Origin of the sequence: Robertmurraya dakarensis, assembly GCF_900156875.1 — a bacterium.
Lineage (GTDB): Bacteria > Bacillota > Bacilli > Bacillales > Cytobacillaceae > Robertmurraya > Robertmurraya dakarensis.
In genome coordinates, this window is record NZ_LT707409.1 from 1506832 (window position 1) to 1528342 (window position 21511).

General features: G+C 38.2%; 20 protein-coding genes. 1 reads left to right on the forward strand and 19 read right to left on the reverse strand.

Annotated elements, in window-relative coordinates; genetic code table 11:
* Positions 1–3: 3 nt before the first annotated feature.
* The 14 genes from CZ487_RS16090 to desA all read right to left on the reverse strand — a co-directional run bounded on the left by CZ487_RS16090 (position 4) and on the right by desA (position 16574).
* Positions 4–1188, reverse strand: a complete 1185-nt coding sequence (locus CZ487_RS16090; RefSeq protein ID WP_077213301.1) for an iron-containing alcohol dehydrogenase — start codon at positions 1186–1188, stop codon at positions 4–6.
* Between the two features lie 133 nt (positions 1189–1321).
* On the reverse strand, positions 1322–2527 hold the full coding sequence (locus tag CZ487_RS16095) for an acyl-CoA dehydrogenase family protein (RefSeq protein WP_077213302.1): 1206 nt from the start codon (positions 2525–2527) through the stop codon (positions 1322–1324).
* 412 nt (positions 2528–2939) lie between these two features.
* Complete coding sequence (locus tag CZ487_RS16100) at positions 2940–4484, reverse strand: class I adenylate-forming enzyme family protein (RefSeq protein ID WP_077213303.1); 1545 nt, start codon at positions 4482–4484, stop codon at positions 2940–2942.
* A gap of 91 nt (positions 4485–4575) precedes the next feature.
* On the reverse strand, positions 4576–5631 hold the full coding sequence (locus CZ487_RS16105; RefSeq protein WP_161949658.1) for an alcohol dehydrogenase catalytic domain-containing protein: 1056 nt from the start codon (positions 5629–5631) through the stop codon (positions 4576–4578).
* Between the two features lie 45 nt (positions 5632–5676).
* A complete protein-coding gene (locus tag CZ487_RS16110) occupies positions 5677–6546 on the reverse strand; it encodes a 3-hydroxyacyl-CoA dehydrogenase family protein (protein ID WP_077213304.1) in 870 nt (289 codons plus the stop codon).
* Positions 6547–6585: 39 nt separating this feature from the next.
* A complete protein-coding gene (locus CZ487_RS16115; protein WP_077213305.1) occupies positions 6586–7371 on the reverse strand; it encodes an enoyl-CoA hydratase in 786 nt (261 codons plus the stop codon).
* A 244-nt stretch (positions 7372–7615) separates the two neighbouring features.
* Entirely contained in the window at positions 7616–8386 is a 771-nt protein-coding gene (locus CZ487_RS16120; RefSeq protein ID WP_077213306.1) for a 3-hydroxyacyl-CoA dehydrogenase, read from the reverse strand.
* Between the two features lie 129 nt (positions 8387–8515).
* Positions 8516–9667, reverse strand: a complete 1152-nt coding sequence (locus CZ487_RS16125) for a thiolase family protein (protein WP_077213307.1) — start codon at positions 9665–9667, stop codon at positions 8516–8518.
* Positions 9668–9825: 158 nt separating this feature from the next.
* Positions 9826–10863 (reverse strand): NAD(P)H-dependent flavin oxidoreductase, encoded by a 1038-nt coding sequence (locus CZ487_RS16130; protein WP_272914206.1) that lies wholly within the window; start codon positions 10861–10863, stop codon positions 9826–9828.
* 220 nt (positions 10864–11083) lie between these two features.
* A complete protein-coding gene (locus CZ487_RS16135; protein WP_077213309.1) occupies positions 11084–13150 on the reverse strand; it encodes a sigma-54-dependent Fis family transcriptional regulator in 2067 nt (688 codons plus the stop codon).
* A gap of 186 nt (positions 13151–13336) precedes the next feature.
* Complete coding sequence (locus CZ487_RS16140; RefSeq protein WP_077213310.1) at positions 13337–13582, reverse strand: hypothetical protein; 246 nt, start codon at positions 13580–13582, stop codon at positions 13337–13339.
* Between the two features lie 111 nt (positions 13583–13693).
* Positions 13694–14293: a response regulator transcription factor gene (locus tag CZ487_RS16145; protein WP_077213311.1), complete on the reverse strand. Its 600-nt coding sequence runs from the start codon at positions 14291–14293 to the stop codon at positions 13694–13696.
* Positions 14290–15423 (reverse strand): sensor histidine kinase, encoded by a 1134-nt coding sequence (locus tag CZ487_RS16150; RefSeq protein ID WP_077215348.1) that lies wholly within the window; start codon positions 15421–15423, stop codon positions 14290–14292. Before CZ487_RS16150 ends, CZ487_RS16145 begins: the two co-directional genes overlap by 4 nt.
* A 110-nt stretch (positions 15424–15533) precedes the next feature.
* On the reverse strand, positions 15534–16574 hold the full coding sequence (gene desA / locus CZ487_RS16155) for a Delta(5) desaturase DesA (protein WP_077213312.1): 1041 nt from the start codon (positions 16572–16574) through the stop codon (positions 15534–15536).
* Between the two features lie 259 nt (positions 16575–16833).
* Between desA and CZ487_RS16160 the strand changes: the two genes are divergently transcribed.
* Positions 16834–17013, forward strand: coding sequence for a hypothetical protein (locus tag CZ487_RS16160; protein ID WP_077213313.1), 180 nt, complete (start codon positions 16834–16836; stop codon positions 17011–17013).
* 76 nt (positions 17014–17089) lie between these two features.
* Here the strand turns inward: CZ487_RS16160 and CZ487_RS16165 are convergent, their stop codons facing one another.
* The 5 genes from CZ487_RS16165 to CZ487_RS16185 form a co-directional block, all read right to left on the reverse strand.
* Positions 17090–17935, reverse strand: a complete 846-nt coding sequence (locus CZ487_RS16165; RefSeq protein ID WP_139339584.1) for a crotonase/enoyl-CoA hydratase family protein — start codon at positions 17933–17935, stop codon at positions 17090–17092.
* 261 nt (positions 17936–18196) lie between these two features.
* Entirely contained in the window at positions 18197–18907 is a 711-nt protein-coding gene (locus CZ487_RS16170) for an ABC transporter ATP-binding protein (protein ID WP_077213314.1), read from the reverse strand.
* Positions 18900–19631: an ABC transporter ATP-binding protein gene (locus CZ487_RS16175; protein ID WP_077213315.1), complete on the reverse strand. Its 732-nt coding sequence runs from the start codon at positions 19629–19631 to the stop codon at positions 18900–18902. The genes CZ487_RS16170 and CZ487_RS16175 overlap by 8 nt, the downstream gene beginning before the upstream one ends.
* Positions 19618–20634 (reverse strand): branched-chain amino acid ABC transporter permease, encoded by a 1017-nt coding sequence (locus CZ487_RS16180; protein WP_084783312.1) that lies wholly within the window; start codon positions 20632–20634, stop codon positions 19618–19620. The genes CZ487_RS16175 and CZ487_RS16180 overlap by 14 nt, the downstream gene beginning before the upstream one ends.
* Entirely contained in the window at positions 20631–21503 is an 873-nt protein-coding gene (locus tag CZ487_RS16185) for a branched-chain amino acid ABC transporter permease (protein ID WP_077213316.1), read from the reverse strand. The genes CZ487_RS16180 and CZ487_RS16185 overlap by 4 nt, the downstream gene beginning before the upstream one ends.
* Between the last annotated feature and the right edge of the window lie 8 nt (positions 21504–21511).

A 21511-nucleotide genomic window follows, 5' to 3' on the forward strand; every position in this document is an offset into this window, starting at 1 on the left:
ACCCTACCAGGCTGCCTCTACCAGTCTTGTAATATCATTCTCAATATCCTCTGTACCCAATACAAATTGGTTTCCTTCGCCGCTAATATCAGTGAGAATGTTTTTTACAACCAGCGGAATCGTGTCCTTTGATACTTGAAAATCTCTTAATCTATGTGGAATCTCTAACTCTTGGATGAGCCCTTTAATGATGGCTGGTGCCTTCTTTGCACTTTCAAACACCGACTCTTTATCAGCATTGATCTTCCCTAGTATTTTTGGAATTTCTGCTTGAGCTTCATATGTTCTTGGCAGCAGATAATCCATCACATGCGGCAGCATAATGGCGGAAGTCATTCCGTGTGGGATATCATAGAGTGCACCTAGTTGATGCCCAATACTATGCGAAAGACCTAGCTTAATATTGACTACAGAAAACAGTGACAACCATGCACCCACTTGACATTCTAATCTAAATTGTAAATTATCTTTATTTTTCCTGCTAAGCGGCAAATTGTAATAAAGTTTCTGCAGCGCTTGCAGAGCCAACCCTGTATTTATAGGATTAGGAGTAGGAGAATACAACGTTTCTACTGCATGATCAACAGCCCTCATACCCGTTGATATAAAAAGCCAATCAGGCGTTTCTAATGTAAAGATAGGATCCAGGAACACAAAAGTTGGAGTCAGTTTCAAATGTGAAAATTTGTATTTTATAGAATCTACACTATTTGTAGCCCCGGCGATACTGGTAAATTCCGAAGCGGAAAGTGTTGTGGGTATTGCAATATGTGGAATACATTCATTTAAAGTTAATGGTTTTTCTTTCTTATTCTCGGAATATGGATATAAGTCTTCTTCTCTTTGAATTCCCGCCGCTAAAACAAAGGATAGTATCTTCGCTGCGTCAATAGGACTCCCGCCTCCACAGCTGATGATTAAATCAGGGTTAAACTTCTGGATTTTGTCTATATCCTTCATGATTATATTGCCAGGAACATGCTGTCTGGAACATATTTGGAAGAGTTCAAGTCCATTCTTTTGTAACGATTCTACTAAGTCCTTGTAAGCTTTTGTTCCTAGCATACTGTTCGTTGTAACCAGCAATATTTTGCTTTTGTTTAATGCCGTAATTTCGGATAACAGTCCATCTCTTACTACATGAAAGCCGTAATGAATACGTTCCACAGGAAGATACTGATAGATCACGGTTTCATCCTCCTTATGTATAGGAAATCTAGCACGCTCTTTTTTATCCCTATCAAAGGGTAACAGAGAGGAAAAGTATATCCTCCGCTACCCTTCTTTTATCTATTGATTGCTAGATTACTTAGTCCCTGAATTAGCTATGGTTTCTCAATTCTAGTTTAGCAACTGCTTCAGCATGAACTTCATCTGGTCCATCTGCTAATCTTAAAGTACGAGCATGCGCCCAAATGCTAGCTAATGGGAATACATCACTTACTCCCCCGCCTCCATGTACTTGAATAGCGCGATCAATAACCTTCAACGCCATGTTTGGAACAATTACCTTAATCATTGCGATTTCTTTTCTAGCAACTTTATTTCCGACTGTATCCATCATATGTGCCGCATTTAACGTTAACAATCTTGCCTGGTCGATCGCAATTCTGGACTCAGCAATATAATTACGGATCACACCTTGCTCAGAAACTTTCTTACCAAATGCTACACGTTCTTGAGCACGCTTACACATTAACTCTAGAGAACGTTCCGCCATTCCAATTAAACGCATACAGTGATGAATACGGCCAGGTCCAAGTCTTCCTTGCGCGATTTCAAATCCTCTGCCTTCACCAAGAATCATATTAGAAGCAGGTACGCGAACATCCTTAAATTCAACAATCGCATGACCATGTGGAGCATCATCATAGCCGAATACTGGCAAATATCTTTCAATTGTTACACCCGGTGTTCCCATTGGAACAATAATCATTGATTGCTGCTTGTGTCTATCTGCATCAGGATTGCTTTTTCCCATAACAATTAACAGCTTACAACGCGGGTCCATAATACCAGAAATCCACCATTTCCGGCCGTTGATTACATATTCATCTCCGTCTCTCTCAATTCTAGTTGAGATATTCGTGGCGTCAGATGATGCCACATCAGGTTCTGTCATGACATATGCTGAACGAATTTCACCCTTTAATAGAGGAACAAGCCATTGTTCTTTTTGCTCAGGTGAGCCATATTGCTCCAACAATTCCATATTCCCTGTATCTGGTGCTGCACAGTTAAATACTTCTGGAGCAATAGAAGAACGACCCATAATTTCTTTTAATGGTGCGTATTCAAGATTTGTTAACCCAGGCCCATGCTCTTTACTTTGAATAAATAAATTCCATAGTCCGGCTTCTTTAGCTTTTGCCTTCATTTCCTCCATAATTGGCGGGCTTTCCCATCTAGTGCTTCCTTGATTAAGTTGCTCTTTGTAAACAGACTCATTTGGGTAGACAACTTCATCCATGAAAGCGATTAACTTTTCTTTCAACTCTTTAGTTCTGTCAGACATTTCAAATACCATTACTAAATCCCTCCATTTTTTGATTTGTTTTATTTGAATAAATAGAACACGCAAAACAGATAGATACCTTGGATGCTAACAATCTAACAAACAATTGTTTTATTTCTATGTATATAACAGATTAGAAATGGATTAAAATTATGAATTTTTTTCGTCCTGCAACAAACTTATTCAAAAAATTCAGATATCTCATAATAAACAACCTTACCCATTACTGTTAATCTGTCTAAATTATATAATACGATTGTTTATTTGTATACACTTTTCTCAATATTTTAAATTTTAGTAAAACTATTCCGATAAAATGTATCCTAATCTTCTAGCATACAATATAAATTTCATGCATTTTATTAAGAAAGGAGCACGATAAATCATAGATATGTGCTCCTTATTGGGTATATTCTTATTGTTTTTAATGATTGTCCTGTTTAATAAGTCGAAGTTCTCTTTTTAAAATTTTCCCAGATGGATTGCGAGGCAAAGTAGAAAGGAACTCTACCTCTTTAATTCGTTGGAATTTCGCTAATTTTTGGTTACAATATTCCATCAGCTCTTCTTTTTCGACCTTCTGTCCTTGTTTCAGAACCACGAAGGCCTTAACATTTTCTCCCCACTTTTCATCAGGCGATCCAATCACAGCCGTTTCTAAGACAGCTTGGTGAGTATAGATGACCTCTTCTATATCTTTTGGGTAAATATTGACACCGCCCGAGATAATCATATCTTTCTTTCGATCCAATAGATAATAGAAACCTTCTTCATCCATTTTTCCAATATCGCCTAGCAAGAACCAGCCATCTTCCATATGTGACTTTTTCGTTTCTTCAGGAAGATTATAATAACCAGAAAAGAGACCTCCCCAGCGAACAGCAAATTCTCCTTCCTCACCGATTGCTACATCCTTACCTTCATTGTCAACGAGACGTATTTCTGCATACTCCGCCTGTAGACCAACTGATTTTGCTTTTCTAATCACATCTTTTGGCCTGAGCACAACGACGGCTCCTGTTTCTGTACTTCCAAAAAACTCACTGAATTCACAGCTGAATTTTTCCATGATTAATTTTTTCGTATCCGCAATAATAGGAGCTCCACCCGAAATTAAGAGTCTTACAGATGACAAGTCATATTGATCAATCGTAGGCACCTGCAGCATCATCGTATACTGAGTAGGGACAAAAATAGAACATGTCACCTTCTCATCCTGCATCAACTTTATCGTCTTTTCAGGATCAAATTCTCTCGTTACGACCAGCTTGCAGCCTAGTACACTTAAAGTGAGCATTAATGCATGACCAATACTGTGATATAGCGGTACAGTAATAAGAACCGTATCTTTATAGGAGAGACCCCATTCAATCGCAAAGCGAAGAACACGCGTTAATAATGCCCCATGTGTCAGCATAATCCCTTTAGGAAGAGAGGTGGTACCGGAGGAATAAATAAAAGCAGATAAATCCTGTGAACCTACTGGCACCTGAATTTCCTTCTGATTGCCAGAAGTTAAGAATGTATGATAAACAAGAAAATTCTCATTTAATCCATTTGGAAGATCACCAACCAGCACTGTATTGCTTTCGTTGATTCTTGTAAACTTTGCTAATCCTTCTGTAAAGTCAGGATATTTTTCAATTTCAACAAAAGCAAACACAGAATCAGAGCTGTTTACAAGCTGGATAAGGTCTTGACCGCGAACCATATAGTTAATCGGTACCGCAACCGCACCAATTGCCGAGATCGCATAAAAGATTTCGATCATTTCCAATCGGTTTCTCATATATAAAATCACATGGTCTCCCTTTTTAATACCTTGTGACAGCATAGAATGTCCAAGGGAATTTACCCGATGATTAAATTCTGAAAAAGTAAGTGAACTCCCTTCATATACTAATGCAGTGTCGTTGCCCCTATTTTTTGTATGTAGACTTAAACCTAAATGCAAATTATCATGGTTCATCCTATTCCCTCCCGATATTAAATAATGTCCTGATAATTCCGAATTATCAGGACATAAATACAGTACCTTAACCTCTCTTAGCAGCTCCCTTTTAAGGAAATGTTACTAAGACACGGATTGGATTTTCAATTTTTTTATGAAGATACTCAAGAGCTTTGTTGGCCTCTTCAAGTGTAAAAGTATGAGTAATGGAACTCTCCAGCTCTAGCTGTCCCTCTGCTGCAAGCTTGGCTAATTCACGAATCGTATCGATTCTAAAGCCAAACGAACCTCGAAGATCTAATTGCCTCTGGATAAGCTTTAACGGCTTGACAGAAACTGGTTCAGGACCGATTCCGACAAAGACCGCTCTGCCGCCCCATCTTATTGAACTGATCGCTTGGTCATATGTGACTTTATTTCCGATAAACTCAGCAGAAATATCAGCACCTTGACCATTTGTCTCTTCTTTAATTCTTTTCACCGGGTTTTCTACTTCAGCATTAATGGTAATATCTGCACCGGCTTTTTTTGCTCGTTCAAGCTGTTCCTCACGAACATCCACTGCAATTATTTTTCCGGCTCCTAGGAATTTTGCTATTTGAATCGCATGCATTCCAAGGCCGCCTGCACCATAAATAGCTATGGACTCCCCTTTTTCTAGTCCCCCGCGATACTTTAATGCATGGTATGGCGTCGCAACCGCATCAGTAATAATTGCACCAATTGTAAACGGCAAATTATCAGGAAGTTTCACTAAGCTTTTAGCGGGCCATGCGATGTACTCCGCCAATGCTCCATCACGATTAACTCCCATAGTTTGGGCGTTCGTACAGCGATGTTCGTTTCCAGAAAGACAGTTAAAGCAGGAACGACATTTCACTCCTGGGAAAAGAGATACTCGGTCACCAGGCTTCCAGTCTTCTACTTGACTGCCAACTTCTACAACAACTCCTGCAGCTTCATGCCCCAATGTAATCGGATTTTGCGTAGGAATAATGTATCCGCCAATGGCTATTGATACATCTGATCCACATAAACCAACCGCTTTAACCTGGACTAGCACTTCATCGTCTTTTATCGTTGGAACTGGAATAGATTCGATTTTTAAGGGTTCTTTTAATTCATAAAAACGCGCTGCCTTCATCGTTTTTTGATCAAATGTCATTGACATAACTCCTTAATTAAATTTCGAACAAGACATGTCTCGGTATTAAGAATAAGTGTAGAATCCTTTTCCCGTTTTTCTGCCATATTCACCTTTTAAGAATTTTTCCTCAATGACTTTAGCCGGCTTATCTTTTTCATCTCCTGATTCCTTATAACGCTGCATGCCAATATAGTAGCTGACATCAATACCTGTTAAATCCATTAATGCAAACGGTCCAATTGGATGGTTAAGTGCTTTTGTACAAGCTAAGTCAATTTCTTCAACTGTAGCGATTTCATTTTCTAATAAGAAAATCGCTTCCTGTGTTAATTTCCCAAGCATTCTGTTCGCAACAAAACCAGATATTTCTTTCTTAAGCAGAATTGGTACCCTATTAATCTTCTTCACTAAGTCAACTGCAATTTCAGCTGTTTCTTCCGAAGTATGCGGTCCTTTCACAACTTCAACCAATTCCATCACAAGAACCGGGTTAAAGAAATGCATATTACATACTTGAGAAGGACGGTTTGTAGCATCAGCAATTTGTGAGCTTACAATCGTCGAACTATTCGTAGCGATAATGGCATGTGCTGGGGCTAACTTATCAATCTGACTGAAAACCTCGCGTTTTGCATCTAATTTTTCAACGATGGCTTCAATCACAAAATCTGTAGACTCTACTGCCTCTTGCAGTGATGTAACAAACTGAAGTCTAGAAAATGCACTATCGACAACTTCTTGCGTAAGCTTACCTTTAGCAACCCGCTTATCTAATTGCATGTGCAGGAAGTCTTCCGCTTTCTTCAAGCTTTCTTCACTAATGTCTTGTAAATAGACTTGATATCCAGCCAGCGCTGAAACCATTGCGATTTGGGAACCCATTGCACCTGAACCCACTACTGTAATTTGTTTAATTGAATTTGCGTTTGCCATGATTTATTCCTCCATCTATTATTCTTTTTATATATTAAATTACTTATGTTTAAAAGAAGGTGAACGCTTTTCGATAAAGGCTTGAACCCCTTCACGCACATCCTCTGTTCCAAAAATATCAGCGAATAAATCTGCTTCTATTTCTAGTCCTTCATCAAAAGATTTATCGTTTCCTTCATTTACAGCCTTCTTAATTCTTGTTAAAGCTTGAAGAGAGTATCCCGCCATCTTTTTCGCCATAGCAAGTGCTGCTTCCATTCCTTCTCCCTTTGGAACTACTGCGTTGACCAGTCCAATTTGTAATGCTTGCTCTGCTGTTAATGGGTCACCTATGAACATTAATTCTTTTGCTTTTGCTTCCCCTACTAATCTTGGTAATCTTTGTGTGCCTCCCCCGCCAGGGAAAAGTCCTAGTTTCACTTCTGGCAGGCCAATTTGGGCATGATCTTCGGCAATGCGAATATCACAAGTAAGTGCTAGTTCACAGCCTCCGCCAAACGTTATCCCATTTAACATGGCAATCGTCGGCTTTGGAAGATTATCAATAAAGTTCAGAACTCTATGTGATTCCATGTTCATAGATTTAACTTCTTCTTTACTCATTTCAAGCCAATACGGGAATTCTTTAATATCAGCTCCGGCCATGAATGCGCGGCTTCCTTCGCCTCGTATTACCGCAACAATGATATTTGAGTCTTCTGCAATTTGCGTGAAAACTTCGCCTAACTCCTTTGTTACTTGTCCACTCAGAACATTCATTGGCGGGTTATTAATGGTAACAACCGCAATTCCATTACTTGCTTCAAGATGAACTAAATTTGCCATATAGCTCCACTCCATTTCTATTTGAATATAGATGCCGACAACTCCTTTTAAAGGGAAGGAGCTCTCCTTGATTTAGAGACTACAAGTATGTATTCGCCTATTCTGCTATGCTTATAGAAACCTTAATAAATAAATATAGACCCATTTTTCAAACATATGTTTTAAATGAGTCAGGATCATGCTGTTAGTGATAAAATCCAGCTTCAGATCATCAATCTAAAGCTGGACATACTTAGCAGAATTCTTATTTAGGCTGCATACGAATACCGCCATCTAGACGGATAGTTTCTCCATTTAAATAAGCATTTTCAATAATGGAAGCTGCAAAATGAGCATATTCAGACGCATAACCCAATCTTTGCGGGAATGGAACCATTGCACCTAATGCATTACGAACTTTTTCAGGGGCACCAGCAAATAATGGAGTATCCATTAGACCTGGAGCAATTGTATTTACACGAATTCCTTCTCTAGCAAGGTCGCGTGCGATTGGCAATGTCATACCAACGATTGCCCCTTTTGATGCACTGTATGCAGCCTGTCCCATTTGTCCATCAAACGCTGCTACAGAAGCTGTATTGATGATGACTCCTCTTTCACCGTCTGCATTTGGAGTGTTTTGGATCATCTTTTCTGCAGCAAGACGAAGCACATTGAATGTACCAATCAAGTTGATTTGAATAACTTTGTTAAATGTTGCAAGATCAAATGGACCATTTTTACCAACAGTTTTTTGAGCAGCACCGATTCCAGCACAGTTAACGTTAGCATGGATTGCTCCGAATTTTTCAACTGTTTGATTGATCGCACTTTGAGCTTCTTCTTCACTTGTAACATTTGTTTTTACAAATAAAACATTGTCAGAACCTAATTTTTCAACAAGGGCTGCACCTTTTTCTTCATTTAAATCAAGAATAGCTGCACGTCCTCCATTTTCAACAATACGTGTTACAGTCGCTTCACCTAAACCTGAAGCTCCTCCAGTTACAACTGCTACTAGACCCTTTAATTCCATATCTAAATCTCTCCTCTATTCCAAATATTTTGAAAAATCTTCATAAAAATACTATGTAGATTGGCTCATTTTATAGAAAACAAGCCAACCTCATATTTATTAACCTATTTCATTCACTAATTTATTGAATTAGCCGATTCTCTCAATAATCGTACCGTTAGCCATTCCGCCGCCTTCACAAATTGCTTGAAGTCCGTAACGGCCGCCAGTTCTTTCTAATTCGTGCATCATTGTAATCATTAAGCGAGCTCCAGAACATCCAAGTGGATGACCTAATGCAATCGCACCGCCATTTGGATTAAGCTTTTTAGGATCTGCTTTTAACTCATCCATCCATAACATTGGAACTGGTGCGAATGCTTCGTTTACTTCGTAAGTATCCATATCGTCAATTGTTAAGCCAACTTTAGCAAGTGCTTTTTTAGATGCTTCAGCAGGGCCAGTTAACATAAGAGTTGGATCAGAACCAACTACTGCACGAGATACAACGCGGAATCTTGGCTTAAGTCCAAGCTCTTCTGCTTTCTCTCTAGACATTAATAAAAGGGCAGCTGCACCATCACTCATTTGACTTGAGTTACCAGCATGAATCTTACCGCCCTTCATGAATGCAGGCTGTAAAGATCCTAATTTTTCAATAGTAGAACCAGCACGAGGACCTTCATCTTTTGTAACAACAGTTGTTGTTCCATCTTCCAGCGTTACTTCAATCGGCATAATTTCACGATCAAAATGGCCTTCAGCTTGTGCTTTAAGAGCTCTTTCATGACTTTCTAGTGAGAATTCATCTAACTGGCGACGGCTATAACCCCATTTGTCAGCAATACGTTCTGCAGATAAACCTTGGTGAATCATTTCATATTTTGAAGTTAATGTTTCGCTCCATGTAGATTTTTGACGAGAAGCACCCATTGGAATTCTTGACATGCTTTCTACTCCACCAGCAATGACAACATCCATGTCACCAGCTAAGATAGCTTGCGCTGCAAAATGAACAGCTTGTTGACCTGAACCACATTGTCTATCAAGTGTTGTTCCTGGAACATGTGTTGGGAAATCAGCCATTAATAATGCTGAACGGGCAATATTTAATCCTTGTTCTTCAACTTGCGCAACACAACCCATGATTACGTCTTCAACAAGCCCTGCTTCGATACCAGCACGTTTAACTAGCTCTTTTAATGTTTTTGCAGCTAAATCGTCAGGACGAACTGTGCTTAGCACTCCATTTCTTTTTCCAACTGGTGTACGAACTGCTTCTACAATAACTACTTCACGCATATTTATTTCCCCCTAAATTTTTTTCTAAAGTCCTTTATGTAGGTACTCTAGTAATATATTTGTCTATTATTCTGAGCAGAATTTCTTTCCACCCTGTAATAGTATGAACACGTTTTAATAAATAGAATGGATTAATCAGTTTTTTTCCTCACCCTTGCTTAAACATTTGATAGTGAAGAAAGACTTTTACGAATAAATTCTAGTGATTGATTTGCTTCATCTGTGATTTGCTTAAATAGTTCTTTAATAGGTAGAACTTCTTTAATCAAACCTACAGATTGACCACAAGACCAAATTCCTCCGTCTAGATCTCCTTCAAAATAAACATTCTTCGCTCTTTGTCCAGTGATTAATGGAAGCAGTTGCTCAATCGTTGCTCCTTCTTGCTCTAGACGATCTACTTCCTTACTTACTGCGTTCAAGGCAACGCGGGAAGGGCTTCCAATGTTTCTTTGAACAACGATGGTATTATTTTCATCAGCTTCTACCATCCACTGTTTTACATTATCGTGAATTGGCGCTTCATCAGTTGCCATGAATCTAGTTCCCATTACAACAGCCTCTGCTCCAAATGCTAGCGCACTCACTAAACCTCTTCCATCAGCATAACCACCACCAGCGATAACTGGAATGCTTACAGAATCTACTACACGAGGAAGCATAACAAGAGATCCAACATCACTCATACCAGGATGTCCTCCTGTTTCGTTTCCTACCACAATGACTGCGTCAACGCCTAATTTTTCAGCGGAAACAGCATATTTTGCTCCTGCCACCTTATGAAGAACTTTGAAACCGTTTGCTTTTAACAATGGCATAAGTTCCTTAGGACTTCTACCGCTTGTTTCAACAATTTTAACGTCTTCTTCAATTAATACTTTAATAAATTCCTCATTTGGAGTTGCTGTTTGACTTGGGAATAAATTAAGGTTTACTGCAAATGGTTTTTTCGTTAAAGCTTTAATTTTTTGAATTTCACTGCGAAGCCCCTCAGGTGTAACCTGTGTTTTCGATGTGATAACACCAAGTCCACCAGCTTCAGATACAGCAGCAGCTAATTCTGCTCTGCCAACCTGGAACATACCGCCACAAATAATTGGATACTCAATTCCTAGTAACTCTGTTATTCTAGTTTTCATGTTTATACCCCTCCCACTTAATTCTAAATTGCGTAAATTTAATAAATGTTTCGACAATTATATAATGCAAGTATCGTGCCAACTTTAAAAATACGGTAAATGGCTATATTCGTATTACTAAAAAAAGATTGTGTTTGAAAGTGCGACATTCATCATTTAAAGTTGTCGATAATCCTTACACACTTTGTTTGTAAAGAAAAAATGGGAGATCTAGTCAAATTCCATTGTTTTTCTCAACGTCATTCCGCAAAATTTCCCATTATAAGATATTTCTCGATTAATTCGCAAACTCATATTTCTTTAATTTGTCATAGAGGACAGACCTGCTGATCCCAAGAATTTGACAAGCTTTTGTTTTGTTGCCATTTGATTCTTGTAATGCTTTACGGATGGCCAGCTGTTCCACTTTTTCTAATAATGGCAGAGTCGAAGTTTCTTCATCTTCATCGATAAACACTTCATATCCAATTTTTTTTACGACATAATCTGGTAAATCTTCTATTTGTACTTTTCCATTTTCTGCAAAAACCATAGCCCTTTCCCAAACATTACGAAGTTCACGAATATTCCCAGGCCAATCATAGTCAATTAACGCTTGTTCTACCATCGGATCCCAGCTCGTTATACTTGTTCCATTTTGCTTGTTTAATTCACGAATAAATTTCTCGCTTAATAGAAGAATATCCTTTTTTCGATTCCGTAATGGCGGGAGGTCGAAGGAAATAACATTCAACCGGTAAAATAAATCCTCACGAAACGTCCCTTCGCTGACCATCTTTTCTAAAGGACGATTTGTCGCCGCAATGATTCTTACATCGACTTCCACTCTTTCGGTACCACCAACACGATAAAATCCTCTTTCTTGAAGAGCGCTTAATAGCTTAGCTTGCAGCTGTAAAGACATATCGCCAATCTCATCTAGAAAAAGAGTCCCCCCATTTGCCATATCGAACTTCCCAATTTTTCCTTTATTCTTAGCCCCAGTAAACGCACCTTCTTCATAACCAAAAAACTCAGATTCTAGTAAATGCTCTGGAATAGCTGCGCAATTGACTGTAATAAACGGTCCATGGGAAAAAGGACTGGAGCTATGAATCGCATGTGCAAACAATTCTTTCCCTGTTCCGCTTTCCCCGCGTATTAACACGGTTGTTTTCCCTTTTGCGGCCTTCATTCCGCTTCGCTTCAATTTTTCCATTTGAGGATCTTCGGACACAATTTCATCGAAGGTAAAACGCGATTTTTCTATTTTTTTCTCTGAAACTAGTGATTTCTTCTCACTGCTCTCAAAGTTCTTAAAACGTTCCCGTACCTCATGAAGCTGCCTGTAAACGATTTTTCCGATCGCCCCGATAATCCGGTCTTCTTGGTAAACAGGGATGCGATGTACCATATAGGTAATTCCTTTTACCTCCATAAAATCGCTAATATCTGCAACTCCCGTCTTTAAGGCTTGGCTTAATTGCAGATGCGGCAGTACATCCTCTACTAGTGTGTTTTCCAATGTCTTTTCGTGAAGATCAAACAGCTCCAAAAGAGATGGACTAATAAATATAATTTCCTGTTTTTCATTGACCATCACTAATCCGTCATAAGCATTGTGAAGAACGGATTGAAGAATACTTTTCCAATTTTTAACAGTCTCCAGTTCTTGTGCCATTTTCTCAAGCTCTGATACATTTTGCAATAATGTGATATACCCTTGTTTACCATTTGCCATATCATATTTAGAAAGCCGAACGATAAAATGTTCGGACTGCAGTTGTACTCTAAACTGAGTTCCTTCTTCAGCACTAATTTTCGGGAGGAGGTCATCAAGTCTTTGATTTAGTATATCCTTTTCATTTCTTCCTATCATTTCAACAAGCTTGGGGTTTGCAAATATGATTTTATTATTTTCATCCGTCATAACAGCACCTAAATTGGACGTATGTAAAACAGTTTCAAGCTGCCCTTTTAAAAGGATCGTTTCTTGCAGATAGTTCATGAGAGCATCTGTTTGTGTTAATAAGCCAATCGGTTCTTGGGCTTCATTAATAACAATTCCAGTCCCAACTTTACTATCCAATAAGATTTGATCCAACACTTCTACAGGAGTATCAGCTAAGATCGTTCCGACATCCTTGATGATATAATTTATAATCGGCGTATTTTTATGTAAATCAGCCAAAAGCATATTATATAAAGAGCTTCTCGTAAAAACACCCACAAGCTTTTTATTTGAATTTATGATGGGAACTGTATTCCATTTCGAATTTTTCATGAAAAGTAAAGCTTCAAATAATGTATTGCCAGGGGTCAAACATTGATCAATCTTCGTCATGATTTCTTCTACTGTTTTCATTTCGAACCTCCTTTTGCTCGACACATCTATCGTAAAGAAATGGAATATTCATTACTGTCTGATAGTTTCATTATAACATGTATGATTGCCAAATTTCTGCAAAACTGACAAGTTCCACTTCCCTCCTTTTTTAATGAGCATGAAAAAAAGGCGCCATTCTAGATGGTGCCTCCAGAGTTTTAATCTCTAATTAGCTTGTTCTTCCATTTCTTCTGAATTTAACAGCATTCTCTTACTCTTCACTTGTGTAAGATCTGCTCTTTTTAATAAGTACTGCAAATGTTGAATCGGCATTGCTCCTTGACCTTTTCCATCACCTAACGTAAATTGGATGGTCATTCCATAATTACGAACAACAGTTAAAGTTTCTGCTGAGTTATAAAAACCTTTAATTCCTTTAGAAATCTGATATTTCGTCCCTACCTCAATCATCGTTAATGTACTCCTTTTGTATATATTCCTTTTTATTATTCCTAAAAAAAAGATATACATACAAAATTTTTCCAACTGCTAGGGACTGAAACGAGACGGCGCAGGATTTTCTTATTTAAACCAACCTTTTTCCTTGTACTGTGTGATAGCTTCAATCCGATTTGTTACACCTAACTTATCTAAGATAGTAGAAATATAATTCCTGACTGTTCCAGCTTTAAGAGAGAGCTCATCGGCAATTTCCTTCGTATTCTTTCCATCAGCAACAAGCCCCAATACTTCTAATTCCCTGTCAGTAAGGGGATTTTCTTCGCTGTATACATCATCCATTAACTCTGGTGCGTAAATTCTTCTTCCTTCTATAACTAAGCGAATCGATCTGGCTAGTTCTTCGCTAGGGCTATCCTTCAATAGATACCCCTTAACTCCAGCCTTCAACGCTCTTTGAAAATACCCAGAACGTGCAAAGGTTGTTAGAATTATTACTTTACAATCGCAGCCTTTAAGCTCTTCAGCTGCCTCGAGACCTGTTTTTTCAGGCATCTCAATATCCATGATACAAATATCAGGTTGGAGTTTTTTTACAAGTGAGATCGCTTCAAGTCCATTCGATGCTTGCCCCACAACTTCCATATCATCTTCCAAGCTGAGCAGTGAACCTAGCGCTCCCAGTAACATTCGTTGATCTTCAGCAATTACTATTCTAATCATTGAATTTCCTCCCCGGTCTGCTTTAACACATTCGGCACTTTCATCACAATTGTAGTACCGGCCGCAGGAATGATCTCTAGAGTACCGTTTACAAATTCTAATCGTTCTTTTATCCCCAGCAACCCGCTCCCCTTACCGAGATCTGTATCTTCATTTATTCCGATTCCATCGTCTTTTATGGTAATACTGACGTCGTTAGAAGATTGTTCTATCTTTATTTGACAAAAGCTTGCCTTACTGTGTTTCACTACATTCGTAATAGCTTCCTTCATACACATGCTCAAAATATTTTCGATAAAAAGCGAAACGTTGGTTAACGTAAATTTTTCATCACAAATGAATTCGATTTCTGCTGCTTTCAGAATTTGTTTAGCACGTACTAATTCCTCTTTTAAACGTATTCCGCGCATCTGCGATACCATTTTCCGAACCTCATTTAATGCTGTTCTGGCCGTTTGCTGGACATCCTTTAGCTCATTGCGCGCTTTTTCAGGATCTTTATAAATTATTTTTCTTGCAAGATCCGCTTTCAGACCAATCAATGAAAGCTTTTGACCTAATGTATCATGAAGGTCACGGGCAATCCGTTGTCGTTCCTCCTGCTTTACTAGTTCTGCAATCCTTTTATTCGCATCCTCCAGCTCCGCTTCAAGCAATCCTTGCTTCTTCTTATTGTATAAGTTAAACGGAAGAAGAATAACACTGATATAAATGATAATAATGAACGGAAGCTGTTCAATAAAAAGCGGTTTTTGCATGACTACATTATAATTAATTGATATCGTGGTAAAGACCAGGTGAATGACATAAAGCACAATGAACGCAATTCTATTCTTGATATTTCCATTATAATAAGCAATATAAAAAGCAAAATAGACAAACTGAAATAAAATCGTCATCGTGATTGAAATACTAATTAAGATGATCGTCCATAAATATACTGGCCAGCTCTTCGATATAAAAGCCAAGCGGTAGGCAATAAAGAAAGCAATGGTTAAAATTAGACCTGTGATAATTTCAATGGTTGAGGATGATTGAAAAATAAAGTAAAACGGTAAAATACTGATTACCGTCCAAATATATGGGGAAATCCCCGAGAATTTACGGAATATTGTAAGCTTTTGCGACATCATGAAAAACCTCTTAGGCTATGTATTTTAGTGCTATTTTATCATAATTTAGGATAAATCATGAAAAACAGTCGTCCAATTTCTAGGAACGACTGTTTTTCATAACAAACTTACTTAGGTTCTACTTGTGGAGTTAGATTATTTTTGCTTTGACTTGTCTTCAAGCTTTTTAATTCCTTAAAGCCGATGAAGCTTTTACTTTCCTCATCCCATAAGCGGAACTTTAGAGACTGTAGGCTTGTAGAGAGTGTAATAGTCGGTACATTCCTTAAAGGTTCAGTACGCTCATGTGCTTCTTCCAGTTTATAATTTGGGATTCTAGGGCTTAGGTGATGCACATGATGATAGCCGATATTACCCGTTAACCACTGCAAGAGTGGCGGAAGTTTATAAAAAGAACTCCCCTCAACAGCCGCTTTAACATACTCCCAATGTTCATCTTCTTCAAAATAAGAATCTTCAAATGTATGCTGTACGTAAAATAACCATATTCCTGCAGATCCAGCAACCATAAAGATGGTACCTTGAATAAATAAGAATGAGCCCCACCCCAGCCATGATCCAAGAAGACTTATCAATGCAACAATGGCAATATTGATAAAATAGGTATTCAATTTCTCATTTTTTCTAGCACCTTTACGGTTAAATCGATTTTTCAACAAAAACGTGTAAATCGGACCAAGGCCAAACATGACGATTGGATTTCGATAAAGTCTATATTGTATGCGTGTCCAAAATGAGGCAGATAAATATTCATCAACAGTCAAAAGCCAAATATCCCCCGTACCACGCTTATCTAAATTAGAGCTTGTTGCGTGATGTACGGCATGATCATGCTGCCACTGACGATACGGAAAAAGTGTCAAAATCCCTGTGATATTACCAAGAACATCGTTGGCACGACGGCTTTTAAAGAAAGAGTAGTGGCAGCAATCATGAAAGATGATAAACATTCTGACTAAAAATCCTGCAGCAACAATACAAATTAAAAATGAAAGAACGTTGGAAAGTGATAGGCTTTGGTACGCTAAAATCCATAGTACAAAAAATGGAATAAGTGTATTGAATAGTTGCAACACACTATTCTTTGTAATTGATTTTTCATATGGAGCCATCTGTTTTCGCAAGTTTCTTTGCTTTTGTTGTGTCATTGCATTGCTTCCCTTCGTCACAATTTTTTCTTCATCATATCCGAAGGAGTTTACTCTGCAAAGACATAATTGTCATGTCGATAATATGACAAATGTCATATTGTCCTAAAACTTTCTTATTATATAAGGAATTGAATTAATTTTTTGTTTAATTTATGTTCTAAAAAATTGATTAATGACTAAGTTTCATATTATAATAATTATCATTCATAATTATTAATATCTTGTTCTATATTTTAAATTTCTGGAGGGTGAAAACATGGCTAAAAACCCTGAAAAAAATAATATTTCTGTAGATTCTACTGTATCATTAAAAGGTCTAGTAAAGGCCATCTTTAACGACACCATTCATGTTCAAATAGGAGGCAAGGTAATTACATTGCCGTTATCTGATTTACAAATAGGAAATGCAGGAAAAACCTTAAAAGAAAATATATGATTATACGTAAAGCCTGTGGAATACTCCACAGGCTTTTTATTGCTAACGTCTCGTAATCTTGCTAACTATGAAACTATTAATTATTATCCCACCAAGGATAAAAAGGCGGTAAATCAGTGCTTACTTTCATCTTGAAATCTGGCTTTCTCTTTTCAAAAAATGAATTGATTCCTTCACGAACATCCGCCTGCTGTCCTGTCCATTGAATCATTTTAGATTCAACTAAATGCGATTCCATTGGATGATTTGCTCCAAGCATCTTCCACATTAATTGACGTCCTAAAGTAACAGAAATTGCAGATGTATTTTCAGCAATTTCAGCTGCAAGCTTACGAGCTGTTGGCAGCAAGTCTTCAGGCTCAACAACTTGACTAACTAATCCAGCCTCTAATGCTTCTTGAGCTGAGAACACTCTACCTGTGAACACCCATTCAACTGCTTTACTGATCCCTACCACTCTTGGTAGAAAATAGCCGCTGCAAGCTTCAGGCGTAATACCGCGGCGAGAGAAAACAAAGCCCATCTTCGCTTTTGATGAAGCGATACGGATATCCATTGGCAATGTCATTGTCGCACCTACACCAACTGCAGCACCATTAATCGCTCCAATAATCGGCTTTTTCAATTCAAAAATACGCAAGCTTAAAATTCCACCGCCATCACGGTACACTTCTTCAGGAGTTTCTTTATTTTCGAACGTGCTTTCTCCACCCTCTAAGTCTGCCCCTGCACAATAAGCTTTCCCCTCACCTGTCATGATGATAGCCCTTACATTATCATCTGCATCTGCTTCGTCAAATACTTGAATTAGTTCAGAAAGCATTTGCTTATTAAAAGCATTCATATTTTCCCTGCTTAATGTAACAGTTAAAATACGATCTTTTACTTCAGTTTTTAAAGTTTGATAGCTCAACGTTTTCATACATTCTCCACCTCTTTTATTTATTTACCTTACTTGCACATTAAGATATGTACCTTTGGTGAACATCCAAGGAGAAGTATTTGATATAGACTATAATCGAGGTATTTTCTCCTTATAGTAAATAATAACAATTTTCTGTAAATTATACAAATATTAATTTTTAAAATATTCAAAATTAAATATAAATAAGCGAACGTAAGAAAAGAAGGGACTGCTAGGTGAACTAGGTTCCCTTCTTAACGGGTAACTCTACAAAATATATTATTCATATCCTAAATAGATCTTTTGTACACGATCGTCATTTGCTAATTCTTCGGAGGGTCCTTCTAAGCTGATTTTCCCTGTTTCCAAAATATAAGCTCTGTGTGATAGTTTTAATGCTAAGTTAGCATTCTGCTCAACTAATAGAATCGTTGCCCCTTCTTCCTCATTTAATCTCTTAATCATTTGGGCAATTTCAGCAATAACAAGAGGGGCAATTCCAAGAGACGGTTCGTCAAACAGATATACTTTCGGCCGAAGCATAATCGCTCTGCCGATTGCGAGCATTTGCTGCTCACCGCCGCTTAGTGTACCGGCACGCTGCGAAATCCGTTCCTTTAAGCGCGGAAATAACTCAAAAATATGATCTAACTCCTTTTTCATTTCCTTGCTGTCTTTTCTTCTATAAGCACCCATTTCTAAGTTTTCTTTTACCGTCATTTCTGGGAAGACGCGTCTTCCTTCCGGTATATGGCCTATTCCAAGATCGACTATTTTATGGGAAGGCATTTTGTGGATTGGGTTCCCCATAAATTCAATACTTCCAGAAGAACTAGATTTAATACCCGAGATCGTTCTTAATAAAGTTGTCTTTCCCGCACCGTTTGCGCCAATTAATGTAACAATTTCTCCTTCTTTAACCTCCATTGATATCCCTTTAATAACTTGATTCTTTTCATAATTCACGCATAAATCTTGAATGTTAAGCAATATCCCCACTCCCTAAATATGCCTTGATTACTTGTGGATTTTGCCTGATCTCCTCTGGGGTGCCTTCGGCAATTTTTTGCCCATATTCAAGTACAACAATTCTTTCACAAATACCCATGACCGCTTTCATGTCATGCTCAATTAAGACAATGGTTACTCCTTGTTCGCGAACATTTCTTAGCAGGTTCATCAGCTGCTTCGTTTCCTCTGGGTTCATTCCTGCAGCCGGTTCATCTAGCAAGAGAAGTTTCGCTTCTGTCGCCAAAGCAATGCCTATGGCTAAACGCGTTTGGTCTCCCATACTTAAGTTAGAGGCGATGGTCTCTCGGTACGAATCAAGACCAACTAGCTTTAATATTCTCTCAACATCTTCATCAAATTGTGTTTTAGTTCGCCCGGGATCTTTTTGCTTAATGACATATTGACCAGTTACCACATTATCGTAGACTGTAAGCTGAGGAAAAACTTGAGTGTGTTGAAATGTTCTTGTTATTCCTAATTCCGTTATTTTATGAGGTTTAATACCGGTAATCTCTTTCCCCTCAAAATAAACGTTTCCGGACGAAGGGGGAAAATAGTTGGTAATACAGTTAAACAAGGTGCTTTTTCCGGCTCCATTAGGACCAATCACACCAAAAATGGTTCCTTCCTCAACTGTGAAAGACACATCACTTAATGCTTGAAGACCTTTAAAATTACGACATACATTTTTAACTTCCAACACTTTTTCGTTCCTCCTCTCCCAGCCCGGAATCTATATTAGATACAGGCTTTTTGGATGATTTTACTTTTTCCTGTATGGACTTGAACAGTCCTAACAAACCTTTTGGCATAAACATAATCGTCAACACTAGCAATGCACCAAAAATAACCAATCTCCATTCATTAACGTCTCTAAGTAATTCTGGCAGCGTTATGAGAAATGCTGCTCCAAGGATTGGTCCAAAGATTGTTCCTACACCGCCGATAATGACCATCAGTAATAGTGTAACGGATTCCATCATTGTAAATGAATAAGGGGAAATGTATGAATTATAATGGGCATAAATACTGCCTGCAAACCCAGCTAAGGCCGCGCTAAGCGTAAACGAAATCATCTTCACTTTCCAAGTATTAATACCGATGAACTGCGCAAATGTTTCATTTTCACGAACAGCAATCATCGCTTTTCCTGTACGTGTACCAATCATGTACTTAACAAATAAGACAGTAGCAACTGCGCCGATTAAGATAATGTAATAAAAGTGGGAGCGTTGGCTAAAGTCAAGACCGAAAACGTTTGGCGGAAAAGGAATGTTATAAATTCCATTTGGTCCGCCCGTCAAATCTGGCATATTATAAATAATCAGACGGATAATTTCACCAAAAGCAAGTGTTACGATTGCAAAGAAATGCGTTGTGAATCTTAACGCAATTAAACCCACAAGTAAACCGAAAAATGCGGAGGCTACCATTGAAAGCAGCAGACTTAAAAGAAACGGCACATTATAGGTCATCATTAAAATGGAACTTGTGTAAGCTCCGATTGCAAATAACCCAATATGCGCAAAGCTAAGCTGCCCGGTATAACCTAATATAAGATTTAAGCTAGTAACGAGAATGATAAAGATACCAATTTGATTGATCACATGAACATGGTAGTCCCCTAGTAGTATGGGGATGACCAATAAGATGATGGCACACAATGCTATCAGTGATAGTTTTTTTGCATTCAAGTTTTTGGTCATTTCGTATTCACTCCCCCAAATAGTCCGCTAGGTTTAAAGAGGAGGACTAGTATTAGGATGATAAAACCAACCAATTCTTGATAAGACGATTCCAAGAAAAGAGTTGTAAAGGTCTCTGCATACCCGAATATAAGTGCACCCAAAAGCGCTCCCACTACACTCCCCATTCCACCAAGAATAACGATAATAAAAGCTTTCATTCCAGGCATCATTCCCATGGAGGGGTCGACAACATATAGAGAGCCAATTAAACCACCTGCAACGGCTGCAAGTCCGGCGCTGATAGCAAAAATAATTCCGTAGATTAAATTAATATTAACTCCCATCAGCGCTGCTGCATCTGTATCCTGTGCGGTTGCTCGTAAGGCCTTCCCTACTTTTGTATATTTGATCACCCAGCCTAACAAACATACTAGAAAGGCTGTAAGAAGAAGTACCACTATTCGATGAACAGAAACTGACGTTCCTAAAATGCTTATAGACTGTCCGCTAAATGGAAATTCGATATTCCTCATATCTGATCCAGCTAGTTTCAGGACCAAGTTGCTAATGAACAGCGATAAACCGATCGAAGCCAATAAAGTGTTTAACAAACTAGCATTTCTGAGCGGCTTAAAAATAATTTTCTCGATAAAGAAACCAAAAACCCCGATGATGATCAACGTTGCGATTAAAGCAACAAAAAAGTTGATTTGATAAATACTAACCATAAAGAAGGTTGAAAAACCACCGAGCATGTATAGCTCACCATGCGCCAAGTTAATAACATGCATAATTCCAAATACCAGTGTAAAACCCACTGCCATTAACGCATAAATGCTCCCACTGACTAATCCGTTAATTAACGCCTGGATAATTTGTTCACTCATATAGTTCT